The 17706-nt window shown below is 38.5% G+C and carries 17 protein-coding genes; 5 read left to right on the plus strand and 12 right to left on the minus strand.

The window, feature by feature from the left end; translation table 11 throughout:
- Nucleotides 1-37: 37 nt before the first annotated feature.
- Both CHU_RS06610 and CHU_RS06615 read right to left on the minus strand, forming a co-directional pair.
- Nucleotides 38-961, minus strand: a complete 924-nt coding sequence (locus CHU_RS06610; protein ID WP_011584744.1) for an SPFH domain-containing protein — start codon at nt 959-961, stop codon at nt 38-40.
- Nucleotides 962-1137: 176 nt separating this feature from the next.
- Nucleotides 1138-1455 (minus strand): hypothetical protein, encoded by a 318-nt coding sequence (locus CHU_RS06615; RefSeq protein WP_011584745.1) that lies wholly within the window; start codon nt 1453-1455, stop codon nt 1138-1140.
- 168 nt (nt 1456-1623) lie between these two features.
- On the opposite strand from CHU_RS06615, the gene CHU_RS06620 reads away from it, so the two are divergent.
- Genes CHU_RS06620 through CHU_RS06630 form a run of 3 tightly spaced genes read left to right on the plus strand, consistent with a single transcriptional unit; the run spans nt 1624 to nt 3996 of the window.
- Nucleotides 1624-2355 (plus strand): electron transfer flavoprotein subunit beta/FixA family protein, encoded by a 732-nt coding sequence (locus CHU_RS06620; RefSeq protein WP_011584746.1) that lies wholly within the window; start codon nt 1624-1626, stop codon nt 2353-2355.
- A 29-nt stretch (nt 2356-2384) separates the two neighbouring features.
- On the plus strand, nt 2385-3350 hold the full coding sequence (locus tag CHU_RS06625; RefSeq protein ID WP_011584747.1) for an electron transfer flavoprotein subunit alpha/FixB family protein: 966 nt from the start codon (nt 2385-2387) through the stop codon (nt 3348-3350).
- Between the two features lie 13 nt (nt 3351-3363).
- Nucleotides 3364-3996 (plus strand): bifunctional nuclease family protein, encoded by a 633-nt coding sequence (locus tag CHU_RS06630; RefSeq protein WP_011584748.1) that lies wholly within the window; start codon nt 3364-3366, stop codon nt 3994-3996.
- Between the two features lie 145 nt (nt 3997-4141).
- Here the strand turns inward: CHU_RS06630 and CHU_RS06635 are convergent, their stop codons facing one another.
- Nucleotides 4142-4744, minus strand: coding sequence for a hypothetical protein (locus CHU_RS06635; protein ID WP_011584749.1), 603 nt, complete (start codon nt 4742-4744; stop codon nt 4142-4144).
- Between the two features lie 311 nt (nt 4745-5055).
- On the opposite strand from CHU_RS06635, the gene dacB reads away from it, so the two are divergent.
- Complete coding sequence (gene dacB / locus CHU_RS06640; RefSeq protein WP_011584751.1) at nt 5056-6507, plus strand: D-alanyl-D-alanine carboxypeptidase/D-alanyl-D-alanine endopeptidase; 1452 nt, start codon at nt 5056-5058, stop codon at nt 6505-6507.
- Nucleotides 6508-6520: 13 nt separating this feature from the next.
- Here dacB and CHU_RS06645 read toward each other — a convergent pair whose 3' ends face one another.
- The gene (locus tag CHU_RS06645; protein WP_011584752.1) at nt 6521-7228 is read right to left on the minus strand and encodes a metal-dependent transcriptional regulator; all 708 of its coding nucleotides are present in this window, start codon (nt 7226-7228) and stop codon (nt 6521-6523) included.
- 92 nt (nt 7229-7320) lie between these two features.
- Between CHU_RS06645 and CHU_RS06650 the strand changes: the two genes are divergently transcribed.
- Nucleotides 7321-9780 carry a TonB-dependent receptor gene (locus tag CHU_RS06650; RefSeq protein WP_143144104.1) on the plus strand — a complete coding sequence of 820 codons (2460 nt, stop codon included), beginning with the start codon at nt 7321-7323 and terminating at the stop codon, nt 9778-9780.
- 63 nt (nt 9781-9843) lie between these two features.
- Here the strand turns inward: CHU_RS06650 and CHU_RS06655 are convergent, their stop codons facing one another.
- From CHU_RS06655 to CHU_RS06690, 8 genes are all read right to left on the minus strand, one after another.
- Nucleotides 9844-10779 carry a TerC family protein gene (locus tag CHU_RS06655; protein WP_011584754.1) on the minus strand — a complete coding sequence of 312 codons (936 nt, stop codon included), beginning with the start codon at nt 10777-10779 and terminating at the stop codon, nt 9844-9846.
- Nucleotides 10780-10873: 94 nt separating this feature from the next.
- Nucleotides 10874-11539 (minus strand): DedA family protein, encoded by a 666-nt coding sequence (locus CHU_RS06660; RefSeq protein WP_011584755.1) that lies wholly within the window; start codon nt 11537-11539, stop codon nt 10874-10876.
- Nucleotides 11540-12913: an NADH-quinone oxidoreductase subunit N gene (locus CHU_RS06665; protein WP_011584756.1), complete on the minus strand. Its 1374-nt coding sequence runs from the start codon at nt 12911-12913 to the stop codon at nt 11540-11542.
- A 19-nt stretch (nt 12914-12932) separates the two neighbouring features.
- Entirely contained in the window at nt 12933-14396 is a 1464-nt protein-coding gene (locus tag CHU_RS06670; protein WP_011584757.1) for a complex I subunit 4 family protein, read from the minus strand.
- Between the two features lie 14 nt (nt 14397-14410).
- Nucleotides 14411-16321, minus strand: a complete 1911-nt coding sequence (gene nuoL / locus CHU_RS06675; protein ID WP_011584758.1) for an NADH-quinone oxidoreductase subunit L — start codon at nt 16319-16321, stop codon at nt 14411-14413.
- A gap of 19 nt (nt 16322-16340) precedes the next feature.
- The gene (nuoK, locus tag CHU_RS06680) at nt 16341-16634 is read right to left on the minus strand and encodes an NADH-quinone oxidoreductase subunit NuoK (protein WP_011584759.1); all 294 of its coding nucleotides are present in this window, start codon (nt 16632-16634) and stop codon (nt 16341-16343) included.
- 12 nt (nt 16635-16646) lie between these two features.
- Nucleotides 16647-17156, minus strand: a complete 510-nt coding sequence (locus CHU_RS06685) for an NADH-quinone oxidoreductase subunit J family protein (RefSeq protein WP_011584760.1) — start codon at nt 17154-17156, stop codon at nt 16647-16649.
- A gap of 18 nt (nt 17157-17174) precedes the next feature.
- Nucleotides 17175-17702 carry a NuoI/complex I 23 kDa subunit family protein gene (locus CHU_RS06690; RefSeq protein WP_011584761.1) on the minus strand — a complete coding sequence of 176 codons (528 nt, stop codon included), beginning with the start codon at nt 17700-17702 and terminating at the stop codon, nt 17175-17177.
- Nucleotides 17703-17706 lie beyond the last annotated feature (4 nt).

The following is a 17706-nucleotide window of genomic DNA, read 5'->3' on the forward strand; positions in this document are numbered from 1 at the left end:
ATTCTGCCGGCTCATTCATGTTATTTATCAGATGGTGTTATTTCGTTTCCTGAAGTTTAGAAACGGCCATCATTTGATTCAATGTTTTATGCATGCCATCTGTTGATCCATCTAAGAAAATAACATTTCCCTTTCCATGTTCAGCAAAATGTTTGATTGACTCCGTCCATAAAGAGAACATCAGGTAAGATGAATCCAGCTGCGCTTCAGACATTTCTCTTGCCGCCTGAGCCATACCCTTAGCTACTTCTTCTCGGAACAATGCAATACCCTGGCCGCGTTGAATAGCCGCTTCTTTTTCAGCAATTGCCGAAATTTTTATAGCATTACCTTCCGCTTCCGCCGCTTTTGTTTTTGTAATTAACAAGGCTTGTCCTTCGTTCTCAGCCGCAGCTTTCAGGTTGTTGGATGCTACTACTTTAGCCATGGATTTTATGATTTCTTCATCAAACATAATGTCGTTTAATTGAATGTCAATCATGTGATAGCCCCATTCCTCTAATGTAGCGTCCAGATGCATCTTTACTTCTTCAATAATTTCTGTCCTGAGACTTAATATTTCTGCCTGCTTTTTTGTTGCAACAAAACTACGTATTGTACCTTCAATGGTACGGATCAGTGCCTGCATGAAACTTGATTCATCAACGAATTTAAAGGCAACGTTTTTAATGGTAGACTCAGATTGGTTGATCACAGCATACAGCATCATTGCTTTGAAATAAACGTTTGCCTGATCCTGTGTTACGGCCTGGAATTCAATTTCTACAGATCTGTTCTGAATAGAGATCCTTTTATATACCGTTTCAATAAAAGGGATTCTAAAACTTAATCCCGGTTCAATCACTCTTCTGTATTTTCCGAATACAGTTATGATAGCAACATAACCTTGTTTAACAGTAACAAATCCGGAAAGAATGATAAGAAAAAAGAGTACTCCTAAAACAATAAATACAATATTCATACAAGTAGGGTTAAGTGTGTAAAAGGTTAAATGGTTTTTGAAATCAAGGGGTGCTTTTTAATAAAAAATGTGGCTGCTACATATTTGTTTTTTTTAGTTAATCGGTAAATATATACGTACGCAGAGTGGCAAAGTTCGAGCCAGCTTTCACATTCTTAAAAAAATAACAGATCGAATTACATCAGATCAATCTCCAGATTTTGTTTTGCATTTTTTAATTCAGCAAGTGTTTTCATTTCGTTTAAAGATGCAGCAAGTGAAATTCCGGTATCATATATTTCCAGTGCTTTTTCATAAGAACCTTTTTCAGCAAAGAATTCTGCGGCCTGATAATACGTAGCGAGATAATCGGGAAAAGAAGTGAGTAGGTTGTCAAACGTTTTACCGGTTTCAGCATGATCCGTTTTTTTATATTCCAACGCAATTCCATACAGCAAAAACGGGTCGTTGGGCTGTTCTTTATGCAATTCCAATAAGTAGTCTAACCGATTCATTAAATAATTGTCATTTTTTGATAAAAAATGTAACTTTTAAGTATATAATAGAGTTAAATATAATAAATTGAATTGTGTTCATTCAATGTACCGTCCAATCAATAAAACAGTAAAGTTTCGGTAAGAGACGGTTGCCGATTTATTTATCATTAAATATACATATAACCGATGAAAATTTTAGTTTGTATCACGCATGTGCCCGACACCACTTCTAAAATTACGTTTGCAGACAACAAATTTAATACAGCAGGTGTTCAGTTTATCATCGGTCCGTACGATGAATACGCGCTCTCAAGAGCCGTTGAATTAAAAGAGCAGTCAGGAGGTACAGTAACAGTACTGAATGTTGGCGATGCAGAAACGGAACCTACCATTCGCAAAGCATTAGCGATTGGCGCTGATGACGCCATCCGCATCAATGCAGTTCCTAAAGACGCTGGTTTTGTTGCTGCGCAGATTGCAGCGGTAGCAAAGAGCGGCGGATATGATTTGATTTTAATGGGTCGTGAGTCTATTGATTATAATGGAGGTTTGGTTCATGGTTTGGTTGCTGATGCATTAGGTATGCCTTGTGTTACACCAATCATGAAACTGGATATTGAAAACGGTGTAGCTAAAATGACACGTGAAATAGAAGGCGGTAAGGAATCTGTTGAATGTGCTTTGCCGTTTGTAGCGGGTTGCCAGGAGCCGATCGCAGAATGGAAAATTCCAAACATGCGCGGTATCATGTCCGCACGTACCAAACCGTTGAATGTAGTGGAACCGGTTGTTGTTGCTGACGATGTAGTATATGGCACGTTTTCATTGCCGGCTCCTAAAGGTGCTTGTAAAATGATTGATGCAGCTAATCCGGAAGAGCTTCTTACGTTATTACGCAACGAAGCAAAAGTACTTTAATTCTTGTTTTACATTATTGAGAAAAGATTATGTCAGTATTAATATATGTTGAGTCTAATGGCTCAGAAATAAAAAAATCTTCCATGGATGCTGTTGCTTACGGCACTCAGGTTGCTTCTAAACTTGGCGGTTCTGCTATAGTTGTGGCAATCGGTAATATTCCTCAGGAGCAATTAACGGCATTGGGTAATTTCGGTGCTTCAAAAGTATTGCACGTAACAGGAGATGCATTTAATCAGAATGCACCGTTAGCATCTGCAGCTGCTGTTGTTGAAGCTGCTAAGAAAGCGGGTGCAAAAGTAATTGTCTTGCCTAAATCTACCCTTGTTGATTCTTTTGCACCTAAATTAGCTTCTCAGTTAAAAGCCGGTGTTGTAACTAATGTTACTGAATTGCCGGATACAAGTGCAGGTTTCCAGGTAAAACGTTCAATTTTTACCGGAAAAGCTTTTGCGACGGTTTCGATCAATACAGATATTAAAGTTATCACCTTGGCTAAAAATGCTTACCAGGGAACAGAGACAGGCGGAACAGCTGCAGTAGAAGCATTATCTGTATCATTAACAGATGCAGATACAAAGGTTAAAACTACAAATGTGGAAAAAATGTCCGGAGAGCTTTTGTTGACGGAAGCAGAGATTGTTGTATCGGGTGGCAGAGGCTTAAAAGGCCCCGAAAACTGGGGTGTTTTGCTTGATTTGGCAAAAGCATTGGGAGCAGCAACAGGATGTTCTAAACCGGTTTCTGATATGGATTGGAGACCTCACCACGAACACGTTGGTCAAACAGGTGTAAAAGTAGCGCCGAATTTATATATTGCAGTCGGAATTTCAGGAGCGATCCAACATTTGGCAGGGGTGAACTCATCCAAATGTATTGTTGTCATCAATAAAGATCCTGAAGCACCTTTCTTTAAGGCTGCAGACTATGGCATTGTAGGTGACTTATTCGAAGTATTACCGAAATTGACTGAAGCTGCTAAATTGCTTAAATAAGCACATCAGTAGAGTGGAGAAAATTAGATTAGAAATTATAGGTTTGTCGTCCAGTCAATCGCAAACAGGCTCGTTTGCTTTGGTATTAGGAGAAGTGAATGGTAACAGACGGTTACCGATTATTATTGGAATGTTTGAAGCGCAAGCAATTGCTATTGAAATCGAAAAGGTAATACCTAATCGGCCAATGACACACGATTTATTTAAATCGTTTGCCTTGTCATTCCATTTTATCGTCGAAGAGATTGTAATTTCAGATCTGAAAGAAGGTGTTTTCTTTGCTAAAATTATCTGCTCAGACGGAATTAAAAATATCGAGATCGATGCACGTCCTTCTGATGCGATTGCTATAGGTTTGCGTTTTGATGTTCCGATTTATTCATATGAAACCATTATGTCTGAAGCAGGTATTGTGCTGAACGACGATATGGATGATATGGATGAAGATGAGGATGAAGACGACGAAGATAAGCTTGAAGAAGCAACAATAAGTTCTGCTAAAGCGGATTCGAGTTTTTCAGGAAGAGAAGACCAGATAAAGAATATGTCTCTTGATCAGCTTCAGGCAATGCTTGATGAAGCAATTGAAAAAGAAGATTATGAAAAAGCTGCCCGCGTGCGCGATGAAATGAATAAACGTAATTGATTTCTTCAATATAATGAACACAAAAAGAAAGCCCTTAAGAGTAATATCTTAAGGGCTTTCTTTTATATCTGGCGCTGATTTTATAGACATAAAAAAGAGTGGTATGTATTTGTACCACTCTTTTTATGTGATTAAATGGTAATTCTTAGAAAATAGAATTGTCATTTGGAGAGAATAAATCACCTTGAGGTGTTTCATCCTCATCTTCTTTTGGAGTCTCTACTGGAGCTGTGTAAGAAAGAATTTCTACTTCCTCATCTTTTTCAACTTCTGGTTTAGCTGCCGGTTTTTTAGGCGCTGCTTTTTTCTTAGGCGCTGTTGCCTTTTTCGCTACTGCTTTTGAAGGAGCTGCTTTCTTTGCCGGAGCTGATTTCTTAGCTGCCGATTTCTTAGCCGGAGCTGTTTTTTTAGCAACCGCTTTTTTAACTGCTTTCTTAGCAGGCGCTGCTTTTTTAGCAACCGCTTTTACTGCTTTCTTAGCTGCCTTTTTAGCTGGAGCTGCTTTTTTAACTGCTTTCTTAACGGCCTTTTTAACCGCTTTCTTAGCAGGTGCTGCTTTTTTAGCAACTTTCTTAACTGCTTTCTTAACTGCTTTTTTAGGAGCTGCTTTCTTCGCAGTAGTTACTTTTTTAACAACTTTTTTCGCTGCCTTTTTAACTTTCGCAGCTACTTTTTTTACAGCTTTTTCTGCTTTTTTAAGAGTCTTCTTAACAGAAGATTTCTCTGCTTTTTTTACTTTTTTTGCCATGGTACGTCAGTGATATAAAAATGTTCTCTTTTGACTAAAGTTAATTTATAACCCTAAAATAAAAAAAATGTTTTATATTAAAATTTGTTCGACATAAATTTTATGAAATAATTGAAAGTATTTTCTATCGTTGATGTAAAAGATATTGATCATCGTACATCTTTACCAGTGAATTCGAGAACTCTTTCAACAACAGTTGAGTCAATTCCTGTATCCGTTACAACAGCAGTAAGAAGAAGCCGGCTTGTTCGATTATCTGTATATGAGTAGTGCCAGAGCCGAAAGCGCTGGTTGAATGATAAAGATTAATTATGAAAATATTGCTTAAGAAGTCTGTTCCGTTGTTGTATATATTATTTTTCCTCACGTCTTTGGTACAGGCTCAGGTAAGCTGGAACAGTCAGCTAAAGCCTATTTTGGAAGATAGCTTGCTTAAGCGCGCACAAGTGGGCATCTCTATCCGGGATATAACTGCCAATACATTGGTATTTGAAAAGAATGCACAGCAGGCCTTTACTCCGGCATCAAATCTGAAAATTGTAACAACTGCCGCCGCACTGGAATTGCTAGGAAGCGATTACCGGTTTGTGACAAAGGTCTTATATACCGGAAATATTGAAGCGGGTAATTTTAGTGGTACCTTATATGTTAAGGGCAGCGGTGATCCGACTCTGGGTTCCGATAAGATGACCGCTGCTGGCAGCTATCAGACACTGGTGCGCAATTGGGTGACAGCGCTGAAGAATAAAGGCATTACAGCCTTTACAGGCAATCTGGTTATTGATCCGACACATTTTGGCTACAATGCTATCCCGAACGATTACACCTGGGGTGACATCGGGAACTATTATGGAGCAGGGAGCTATGGATTAAACATCAATGAAAATCAGAATGTGATTGCTATTAAGCCCGGGACTTCTTTAGGCAGCATTACAACCATACTAAGCATTACACCCAAAGACACATCCTGCGTGTATGTAAATCATGTTAAAACAGGTGCAGCGGGTTCAGGAGATCAGTCCATTGTATATTCCTCTCCGTATAATCCTTTCGTTTACATTGAAGGCACCGTGCCTGCCGGTAGCACATACAATGTTAAAGCAAGTATTTCTGACCCTGCACGCCTGCTGGGTCAATTACTGACTAAAGAAATGGCTGTACAGGGTATTCAATGGAAAGGAGAGATGCGGGTACTTACGCAGGATGATACGATTCCTGATACAACAAATTGGATTACACTTCTGGAACAGCGTTCACCTAGGCTAAAGGAAATTGCTGTGTATACAAATCTGGTCAGCAATAATCTCTATGCAGAATGTCTGTTAAAAGAAATTGCGTTTAATAAAACAGGTATTGGCTCAACGGAACTTGGCGCAGCAGCAGTTAAAAAGTACTTAAAGAAAATCGGAGTGGATACTTCGGGTTTGGTTCTGCGCGATGGTTCAGGCATGTCGCCCTTCAATTCTATATCACCCAACCAGCTTACAAGTCTGTTGGCGAAACAACAGGCCAATACCGTGTTTGTAGGTTGTCTGCCAACAGCGGGTAAAGAAGGTACTGTAGCACATATCTGTAAAGAAAGCGGCGGTAAGATACGGGTTAAAAGCGGAACCATGAACGGCACTACCTGTTACAGCGGATATGTTACGGCTGCTTCAGGTAAAGTATATGCGGTATCGCTTATGGTAAATAAACACGAAGCTAAAAATAGAACGATTCAGCGTGTGCTTGAAAAAGTACTGCTTAAAGTGGCAGAGAATTAAAAAAAAGTGCCGGTTATTTAAACCTGCATTTTTTCTTTGTGCAGGTTTCGCCTACCACGCAATTGCTGCAGACAACAAAAATATTTTCGGCAAACTTTTGACTTACACTGCATCTTTTGCCTTTGATTTCAATTTCCATTAACGAGTCGTATTCCTGCTTGGCTAAGACCTTAATTTCTGTATTCAGCGCCAGACCTATTTTTACTACATACTGTAAAAAAGAAGAGGAATTATCTTTTACTGCGACCATGCGGCAGGTTGTGTCAACATCTATTTCCGACAGGGTATTTGTAAACTGAATTTTAATTTCACCACTGGAAGTAGGTATAACATCACCATGCGGGTCTAATGTTGGGTGCCCCAGAAACTTATCTAATTTTTCAATGAGTTTGGCGGATTGAATATGTTCCAGCTGTTCCGCAACTTCATGTATCTCATCCCAGGTGAATTCCAGCTTTTGAAATAAAAATGTTTCCCAAAGCCTGTGTTTACGTAAGATATCCGTGCCATATTTTTTCCCTTTAGACGTCAAAAAGATCTTTCCATATTTTTCGTATGAAACCAGGTTTTTATCCTTAAGCTTTTTAAGCATATCTGTTACCGTTGCCGGTTTTACCGATAGCAATGCTGCAAGCTCGTTTGTTCCGGCTCCTTCATTTTCTTCCTGGAGGGTGATTTTCAATAAAGCTTTGAGGTAATTCTCTTCGGTATAGGATAGCATAGTTATACAAATATATAAAAAATATGTAATAATAATTGTTAGGTAAGTCTAACTTTTATAATATTGTAACCATAACTAAAATATTAGATTAGGTGAACATTCGGATTGGTATATTAATGGTATTGTGGTTTTTCTTCTCAGCTGGAACAATTGTAAACGCTCAAACGTCAGGTATTCGCGGAAGAGTTAAGGCAGATAGTGTATCTGTAGAATATGCGTATGTACTGCTTAAGGAAACACCATTTGGTACAGTTACAGATTCTCTCGGTAATTACAGACTTGATGGTGTTCCCGCCGGAACATATATCGTTCAGGTACATTGTACCGGATATCAAAAGACGGAACGTAAAATTGTATTACTGGATAATATTGTTGTTTTAAATTTCAATCTGAAAGAAGATGAAAATACAAACGATATTGTAATCACAGGTGTTACGCGGGCAACACTGATCAGTGAAAATCCGGTATCAATTGTTTCTGTTTCGCCGCAGCAAATGGATCAGACAGTTGAAAGTAATGTGGTAGATGCATTGGTGAAAAACGCGCCCGGTGTTACCGCATTAAAGACTGGTCCCAACGTATCCAAACCATTTATCCGTGGTCTGGGATACAACCGTGTGTTAACGTTATACGATGGTGTAAGGCAGGAAGGTCAGCAATGGGGTGATGAACATGGGCTTGAAGTAGATGCCTACAACATACATAAAGCAGAGGTTATTAAAGGGCCGGCAAGTTTAATGTATGGTTCAGATGCTTTAGCTGGGGTGGTGAGTTTTATGCCCTATATCCCAGACCAGAATGATAGCACGCTGCACGGAAAATTCACTTCTGAATACCAAACCAACAACAACCTTATTGGTAACGGATTACAGCTTACATATAGCACCGCGCATTGGGTAGCTGCTGTTCGTGGCTCTTATCGCGCGGCAAAAAATTATCGCAACCAATATGATGGCAGGGTTTACAATACAGGTTTTGATGAAAAAAATGTTTCAGCCTTGCTTGGCTATAAGAATAGCCGAGGCTATTCACATATGAATATTACGCTGTATGATAACCTTCAGGGGATTCCCGATGGCAGCCGGGATTCTCTATCACGGAAATTTACCAAACAGGTGTATGAAGGAGCAGTAGACGACATTGCCAATCGTCCTGTAGTATCCGATAAAGAACTGAATGCCTATAAGCTTTCGCCTTTGCATCAGCACATTCAGCATTACCGCATCTACAACCACAGCTTTTACCGCTTGGGAAGGAGTGATCTGGATCTCTTATTGGCATTTCAGCAAAATATACGTAGAGAATACAATCACCCAACGCTGCCTCAGCAGGCAGGTTTGTTTGTGCGGCTCAACACCATTAATTACAGCCTGAGATATAACGCACCTGCATTTAAGAATATTGAAACATCCGTTGGTGTAAATGGTATGTCACAAAATAACATCAGTAAAGATGCGACCGATTTTCCCATTCCTGATTATTCTTTATTTGATATCGGTTCGTATCTGTATCTGAAATGGAAGCAGAACAAAACTACTATTAGTGGAGGCATACGCTATGATACGCGTAAATTGCACTGGAATGATGTGTATGTCAAATCAAATCCTGATACCGGGTTTGATTATATTTCAACGGATACAACGAATGCGTATTTGCAGTATCCGGCCTTCAATAAAACGTTTTCAGGCATCTCTGCTAGTATTGGTTTAACACATAAGTTATCTAAAAAAATAAACCTTAAAGTGAATATTGCCCGCGGATACCGCGCTCCAAGCATTACAGAACTTTCGTCAAATGGACTTGATCCGGGCGCACACATTGTGTATTTGGGAGATCGAAGTTTCAAACCTGAATTTTCATTACAGGAAGATATTGGGATAACAGGGGAGTTTAAAGATCTCTCTTTGTCGGCAAGCATCTTTAATAATACTATTCAGAACTACATCTATCTCACGAAACTTTTTGATGCAAACAATGATCCGATTGTAGACGATCAGGGCAATAAAACCTATCAATACAAGCAGGCGCTTGCAGCCTTATATGGGTTTGAAGCAACACTCAATATTCATCCGGAACGTATGAAAGGTTTTCTCTTTGAAAATGCTTTTGTATTGACCTATGGCTTTAACAGAGATGCCATTTACAAAGGACAGGGTGTGAATGGAGAGTATCTGCCGTTTATTCCTCCGATGAAATTGTACAGCAGTATGTCGGATAAAATTCAAACACGGTCACAGCTTTTTACATCAGTTACCCCGCGTATTGAACTGGAAGTAACAGGTTCACAAAACAGATATTTAAGCCTGGCAGAAACGGAAACATTCACCAAAGGATATGCCTTGCTGAACATTGGTATTTCAACAGACATCGCGTATGCAAAGAACAATACCATGCAGCTGTATGTTCAGGTAAATAATCTGTTAAACACAAGCTATCAGTCTAATATGAACCGGTTAAAGTATTTTGAATATTATTCACAAACGCCGAATGGCCGCACAGGTATTTATAATATGGGAAGAAATATAGCTGTAAAACTGGTTGTGAATTTTTAACGGAATGCATTTATATAAAAAAGGCTTGCTATAAAATAGCAAGCCTTTTTTATAAATGATGAATTAGAAATTTAGTTTTTCATTTTCTTTTTTCGGGAATAACCAGGAAGCCAATACAGAAAGACCCAAAGAAAGCACAACAAAAGATAATGCATATTTATGCGGAATCTCATACCAGGAGTGGATCAATAGTTTTACTCCAACAAAAGATAAAATTACAGCAAGTCCGTAATTGATATAATGGAATAACTTCATAACACTTGAAAGTGCAAAGTAAAGAGAACGTAAACCTAACAAAGCAAATACGTTTGATGTATATACAATAAACGTATCCGTTGTTATACCAAGGATTGTAGGGATGGAATCTACAGCAAAAACAACATCTGTACTTTCAACAATCAGCACAACAATAAAAAGGGGCGTGGCATATAAGATACCTTCTTTGCGGACAAAGAATTTATCTCCTTCATACGTCTTTGTTACGCGGATAAATTTATTGGTAAGTTTTAAAATAATATTGTTCTCCGGGTCAATCTCGTCGTCGTCGCTGGAGAACAGCATTTTTACACCTGTATACACCAGGAATATTCCTAAAATATATAAAAGCCAGTCAAAGTGTTCGATCAGTTCAATTCCAACAACAATAAATAACGCTCTTAAAACAAGGGCGCCAATAATTCCCCAGAATAATACTTTACGCTGATACTCAGAAGGTACCCTGAAATAGCTGAAGATAAGCATGAATACAAATAAGTTATCTACGCTTAAGGATTCCTCAATGATATAACCTGTAAAAAAGAGTTCTGCAGCTTCGCGGCCTTTCCAGTAATATACGAATATATTAAAGGCCATAGCCAATCCAACCCAGAATGCGCTCCATTGTAAAGCCGATTTTGTTGTAACGACTTTATTTCCTTTATTAAAAACGAATAAATCTAACGTGAGTAGCGTTAAAATACTAACATTAAAAATGATCCAAAATGAAGCTTCGTTGTTCATATATAAATTAAGGCCATGCCTGGTAAACCAACTACAATTATACTCTATTAATTTCTACCTACCATATAAATACGAAAAAAAAAGCAAAATAGATTCAACGGTCAGAATTTGAATCAGTTGTAATTTCTGCTGCTTTTTTAGCCCGATTACGCTCTTTTATATAGGTAACAACTACAGGTATCCAGGTTATAATGATGATGCCAAGAATTATATGTTCCAGATAATCTTTTGATTCCGGAACAACCTGTCCTAATAAGTAGCCGCCGTAAACAAGGCTCACCACCCAAAGTGTTCCGCCAATGATGTTATAAAGCAGGAATTTACCGTACGGATACCGGACGATACCAGAGAAAATTGGCGCAAAGGTACGGATAATAGGAAGGAAACGGGCCATGATTAAGGCTACGGCACCGTAACGGATAAAGAATGCTTCAGCAGCAAACATGTATTTTTTCTTAAAGAAAAGGGAATCATCTTTGGTAAAGAGCCTGCTTCCTGTTTTTTCCCCGAAAAAATATCCGAATAAACTGCCCAGATAGGCGGCTATGGAAATACTGATCAGCAGGGTTACAATAGGCACATCAAACTTACCTGTAGAAGACAATAAGCCGGTCGTAAACAACAAGGTATCGCCTGGTAAAAAGAAACCAAAGAATACGCCGTTTTCCGCAAAAATGATAAGGAGGATTAAAAATAATCCTCCTGTTTTAATGATTACCTCTGGATTGGTAATGTTATGGTATAATTCGAAAATGTCCATCTATATATTCATTCCTATTTGCAACAAGATATCCGGAAACAGACCAATCAGTACAACAAGTGCTGACATAATCGCAAGGATAACTGAAGTAAATCCGAATGCTGGGTTAGTTAATGTTGAAACTTCTTCACCGCTATACATAGCAATAATGGTTTTGAAGTAATAATACACACTGATTAATGAACCCAATATAGCAATTAAAACTAAGTAAATGTTACCCGCATGGATTACTTCGGTGAATAAATAAAATTTACCGAAAAAACCTGCTGCCGGAGGAATACCTGCTAAGGAAATTAAAGATAAAGATAATACAAATGCTAAGAATGGATTTGATTTACCTAAGCCGCTGAAATTTTCAACACGTGCATCACCTTTTGATTTTTCTACTACCTGAACAATATAAATAGCAATCAGGTTGGCTATTGCATAACCTGCTAAATAAACGAACAAAGATGTTTTAGCACTAATCGTTAAAATAGGGAAGACCATTAACATATAACCGGCCTGTGAAACCCCTGAAAATGCAAGCATACGTTTAACATTATCCTGGTAAGAAGCTGCTATGTTTCCTACTACAATTGTCAGCGCAGACAAACCTATTAAAGTATGAGATAAATAGGTAGGTACAGATTCAAAGATACTGTCCAGCATAAGGTAGAAGGCACCAAAAGCAGCAACCTTAACAAAGGTAGACATGAAAGCTGTAATGAATGTTGGTGCACCGCTGTATACATCCGGCACCCAGAAATGGAATGGTACCGCTGATACTTTAAAGGCAAACGCAATGGAAAGCAATGTAATCCCGATAAAGAATAACGGATCAGCAGAAGCAGTTTTTTCAATGGTTGCAAAATCAAATGATCCTGTAGCTCCGTAGATCAATGCGATACCTAATAACATGATACCCGTTGCAAATGAACCGAGGATAAAATATTTAATGGATGATTCAACAGAGTGCAGATCTTTTTTTCTGCTTCCGGCCAATATATATAATGGGATGGAAAGAATTTCAACACCCAGAAAAAGCATGGACATGTTGCTGAACGAAACCAGTACCAACCCACCAACTGTTGAAAATAAAATCAATGCATAATGATCTCCCTGATTGAATTCACCTGAGCTGTAAGAAGAGCGGAAAAGGATAAACCAGAATAGCGTTATTGTGATCAGTAAAGAACCGAATGCTACTGAGTAGTTATTGTGTACTAACATACCATAGTGTGTTTCCGGATTATTCCAGAATGTACAGGCATTGTAACCAAGTATTCCAATCAATGAAATAAGTATGATCGGGTAAATCAATTTCTTTAGACCAATGAATTCAGACATCATTGATAAAATACCTAATACAGATATAAGAATTATTGCGTTCATATTCCTTTTAATGTTCTACTTAGTTTGCAACAGGGATTGAATTATGTACCGAATGTAAAATTCCATTTACAGCTGGTTCCGTTAAATCTAAAATCAGATTCGGGAACAAACCAAGTACGAAAATTACGATCACTATTGGTATTAAAATGCTTTTTTCAAGGAGTGTTAAATCAACTACACCGTCGTATTCAGACCGTGCTTCACCAAGCATGATTTTCTGATACGAGCTTAACATATAAACAGCTCCCAGGATAATGGTTATACCTGCAACTGCAGCCAGATACGGATTGATATTAAAAATACCGACAAATAATAAGAATTCGCCAACGAAACCATTTGTTGAAGGAAGCGCAATACTTGCCATCATGATCACCACAAAGAATACGGCGAACTGCGGCATCTGATTTCTTAACCCGCCAAGTTTAGCTATTTCTAATGTTCCGGTACGGTTTAATAAAATTTCAACTACAAATAAAATTCCGACAACGTTTACACCGTGCGCCAGCATTTGTGCAATCACACCTTGTAAACCCTCAACTGAATTTGTGAATAAACCTGCTGCGATCAAACCAACGTGTGCAATCGATACATAAGCAATAAGCGTTTTGTAGTTTGATTGTTTAATAGCAATAATGGATGCATAGATAATACCGATTATGGCAAGTAACATCGCTAACCAGCCCCAGTCCATTAATGCCGTAGGAAGCACAGGTAAGATCCAGCGGATCACGCCATAAATACCCATTTTTAACATGATACCGCTTAATAACATGGTACCTGCTACTGGTGCACTTGTATAGGTAGACGGCTGCCAGGTATGGAGCGGGAATACAGGCATCTTAATACCAAACGCTAAAAACAGCGCAGCGAATATCCATACCTGTTCGCAGGTAGTTAAAGATGTATTGTAGATGTTTTCCATTGCAAATGATTTTACCGGAGCAACGGAATACAAATAGATAATTGCCGCCAGCATAATCAAGCTACCAAACAATGTGTAAATGAAAAATTTAAACGTTACAAATTTACGGTTTTCATCACCCCACAATAAACAGATGAAGTAGATAGGTATTAATGCTAATTCCCAGAAAATGTAGAAAAGAAATAAATCTTTTGATGTGAATACACCAATCAATGCAGACTGCATAATAAGTGCCAGCACATAAAAGCCTTTTTTATTTTTTAATGAACCGGATAAAGAAGCCAGCAATATAAGCGGTAATAAGAAGGTGGTTAATAAAACCAATGCCAGACTTATACCATCCATACCCACGGCATAATTAATATTTAATGTGCTGATCCATGGCAGAACTATTTCATAGTTCCAGCCTGCTGCTGCATCAAAATTAACGTAAGCGAAAATGCCTAATGCAAATTCAATAAGAGTTGCTATAATCCCTATTGCCGGAGCCATACGTTGACCAGCAATAAATACGATTAATGCTGCAACAAGAGGGAAGAATATTAAAAGCGTCGTAATCATGTCTGACAGATGTATTACAGTACTAAGTTGATAAATAAGATAACTACAATTCCAATCACCATAAAGATGGCGTATGTGTTTACATCACCAGACTGGATATAACGAATTGTTTTGCCGCTCCACTGAACAGATTTTCCGGAGAAGTTTACAATCCTGTCAATGAATTGTTTTTCAATGAACGTACTTGTAAAATCAGATAAGAAAGCAATCGGTTTTACAATGATGGTATCATATAGCTCATCTACATAGAACTTATTGTATGAAAGTTTATCGATAAATGAAAGCTCGGCTTCAGACGATGGCGGTAATGTCTTTTTAGAAACATATAACACATATGTTGTTATGATAACCAACACAACCAATACCAATGCAGAACCCATAAGTACGAATTCAGTTTCAGCTGAAAGGTGAGAGGCTGCTGGCAAAGCAATGTTTGCACCAGCTAAATAATGGCTGAACCAGTTGCTGCCTTCGTGTACAAATACGTGCGGGATTTCAATGAAACCACTTACTACTGTCAGTAATGCCAGCACCATCAATGGGATTGTCATTAACAACGGAGACTCATGCAGATGTTCTTTCTGATGCGTTGTTCCTCTGAATTCACCGAAGAATGTAAGGAATAACATTCTGAACATATAGAATGTAGTTAACAAGGCAGCGAAAACACCTAAGCCCCATTTAAGCGGACTGGATTCAAACGCTAAAGCAAGGATCGCATCTTTTGAGAAGAAACCTGCAAGCGGAGGAATACCGGCAATCGCTAATGTTGCAATGATGAATGTGATAAAGGTGATCGGGAGTTTTTTCATTAAACCACCCATCTTACGGATATCCTGCTCGCCGCCCATTGCGTGAATAACACTGCCCGCACCCAAGAATAACAATGCCTTGAAGAAAGCATGTGTTGTTACATGGAATACACCCGCAGAATAACCTCCAAGGCCAATAGCCATAAACATGAAACCTAACTGACTCACGGTTGAATACGCCAATACCTTTTTGATATCGGTTTGTGTTAAACCAATTAACGCGGCTAAAATCGCAGTACCTGTACCAACTACATAAATAATATCTAACGTGCATGGTGCCATGCTGTACAGAATGTTTGAGCGGGCAATCATGTAGATACCTGCAGTAACCATGGTAGCCGCGTGGATCAATGCTGAAACAGGAGTAGGGCCTGCCATCGCATCCGGTAACCAGGTATAAAGCGGGATCTGAGCACTTTTACCCATCGCACCTACAAATAATAACATCGTGATTGCGAAAATAATACCGGATGGTTCATTCGGATTTATAATCTTTAATGCCTGATCAAAAACTACGCTGTATTCAAGACTTTTGAACTGGTTGTAGATTAAAAGCATACCAAGCAGGAATCCCAGATCTCCGATACGGTTCATGATAAAAGCTTTTTTAGCCGCATCATTGTATGCCTGATTTTTAAACCAGAACCCGATCAGTAAATAGGAGCAAAGACCTACGCCTTCCCAGCCGGTAAACATCACTACATAGTTTGACCCCATTACCAGCAAAAGCATGGAGAATACAAACAAATTCAGGTAAGAGAAATAGCGTGTCACACCTTCATCGTCGTGCATGTAGCTGATTGAATACACATGTATTAAAAAGCCAACACCCGTAATGATCGACATAAACCAAACAGATAGATTATCTATCTGAAAAGATAACGCAAGCTTCAGATCACCAACATGAATCCAGTCAAATACGGTTACAGTAGTAGCTGTTAAATCGCCGCCTGCAGCTTTGCATAACAATGTTAAAACAATAGCAAATGAACCTAACATCATTGCACTGGCAATATAGCCGGAAGCAGATTTAGGTATGTGTTTATTAAATAAGCTTAATATCAGAAAGCCAAGTAGAGGTAGCGCTGGTATTAGCCAAACAAATTCCATCATGATACAATTATACTTTTAATTACCACTTGAGTTTCTTTAAACTATCAATATTGATTGATCCAAGGTGTCTGAATATCATGACAAGGATCGCTAAACCAATAGTGATTTCTGCGGCTGCAACAGCCATGATAAAGAATACAAACACCTGACCGGACTGGTCATTGTGCAATGCAGAAAAATAAACCATCAATAAGTTTACAGAATTCAACATTAACTCGATGCACATGAACATGACCAGTATGTTTCTCCGGTACAATACGCCAAAAGCACCCAAAGAAAATAGTATGCTACAAAGGATTAAATATTCAGACATAACGTTTAGTTATTAATAATCTTTTAAATCTTTTTTACCCAACATTACTGCACCGATCATGGCAGAAAGGAATAATACAGATGTGATTTCAAAAGGGAGGATAAATTGATTGAATAAAATTTTACCCAATTCCTGCGCACTGCCGAAGTTGTGATCAAGCTTTGACATATCAATGCTTCCTACCTGATATCCTTTTAGCAGATAAACCAGAGAGATCAATAATAAGCCGCCCGAAACACATGCAGCCAGTTTACTAAGGAACGGTTTATTCGGCTGAGCCGCCGCATCGTTTAAGTTCAGCATCATGATTACAAACAGGAACAATACCATGATGGCTCCGGCGTAAACAATGATATTAACGACTGCTAAAAAGTCCGCAGATAACAATAGCATATGACCGGTAATACAGCAAAATGTAATTACCAATGACAATACGCTATATACAGGATTTTTAGAAAGGATCACGAACAATGCACTGCATAGCGTAATTCCAGATAAGATATAAAATAAGATATTACCCATTGTGATTTCTGTGAATGCTTATTTTTTATATGGTTTGTAAGTCTTAGGATGGGCACTGGTTCCCAGTGGCTGTACCAGTTTATCTTTACCATAGATAAAGTCCTTGCGGTTGTATTGCGCAGGCACTAATTCTTCCGTAAGGTAAACGGCATCCTTCGGACAAGCTTCTTCGCATAAGCCACAGAAGATACATCTCAGCATGTTGATCTCATACAAAGAAGCATATTTTTCTTCTTTGTATAAATGCTCTTCGCCTTTTTTACGTTCATCGGCAATGATCGTAATTGCTTCTGCCGGACAAGATACGGCACATAACCCGCAGGCTGTGCAGTTTTCTCTTCCTTGTTCGTCTCTTTTCAGAATATGCTTGCCTCTGTATACAAAAGCAAATTCACGTTGTACTTCCGGATACTGAATAGTAGCCTTCTTTTTAAAAAGGTGGGAAAGCGTAATCATCATTCCGCTTACGATGGAAGGGATATATATCCTTTCCATGAAGGTCATCTTTTTATCTACAACTACTTTGGATCTGTTTGTTAATTGCATGGCT

This window comes from Cytophaga hutchinsonii ATCC 33406 (assembly GCF_000014145.1).
Classification (GTDB): domain Bacteria; phylum Bacteroidota; class Bacteroidia; order Cytophagales; family Cytophagaceae; genus Cytophaga; species Cytophaga hutchinsonii.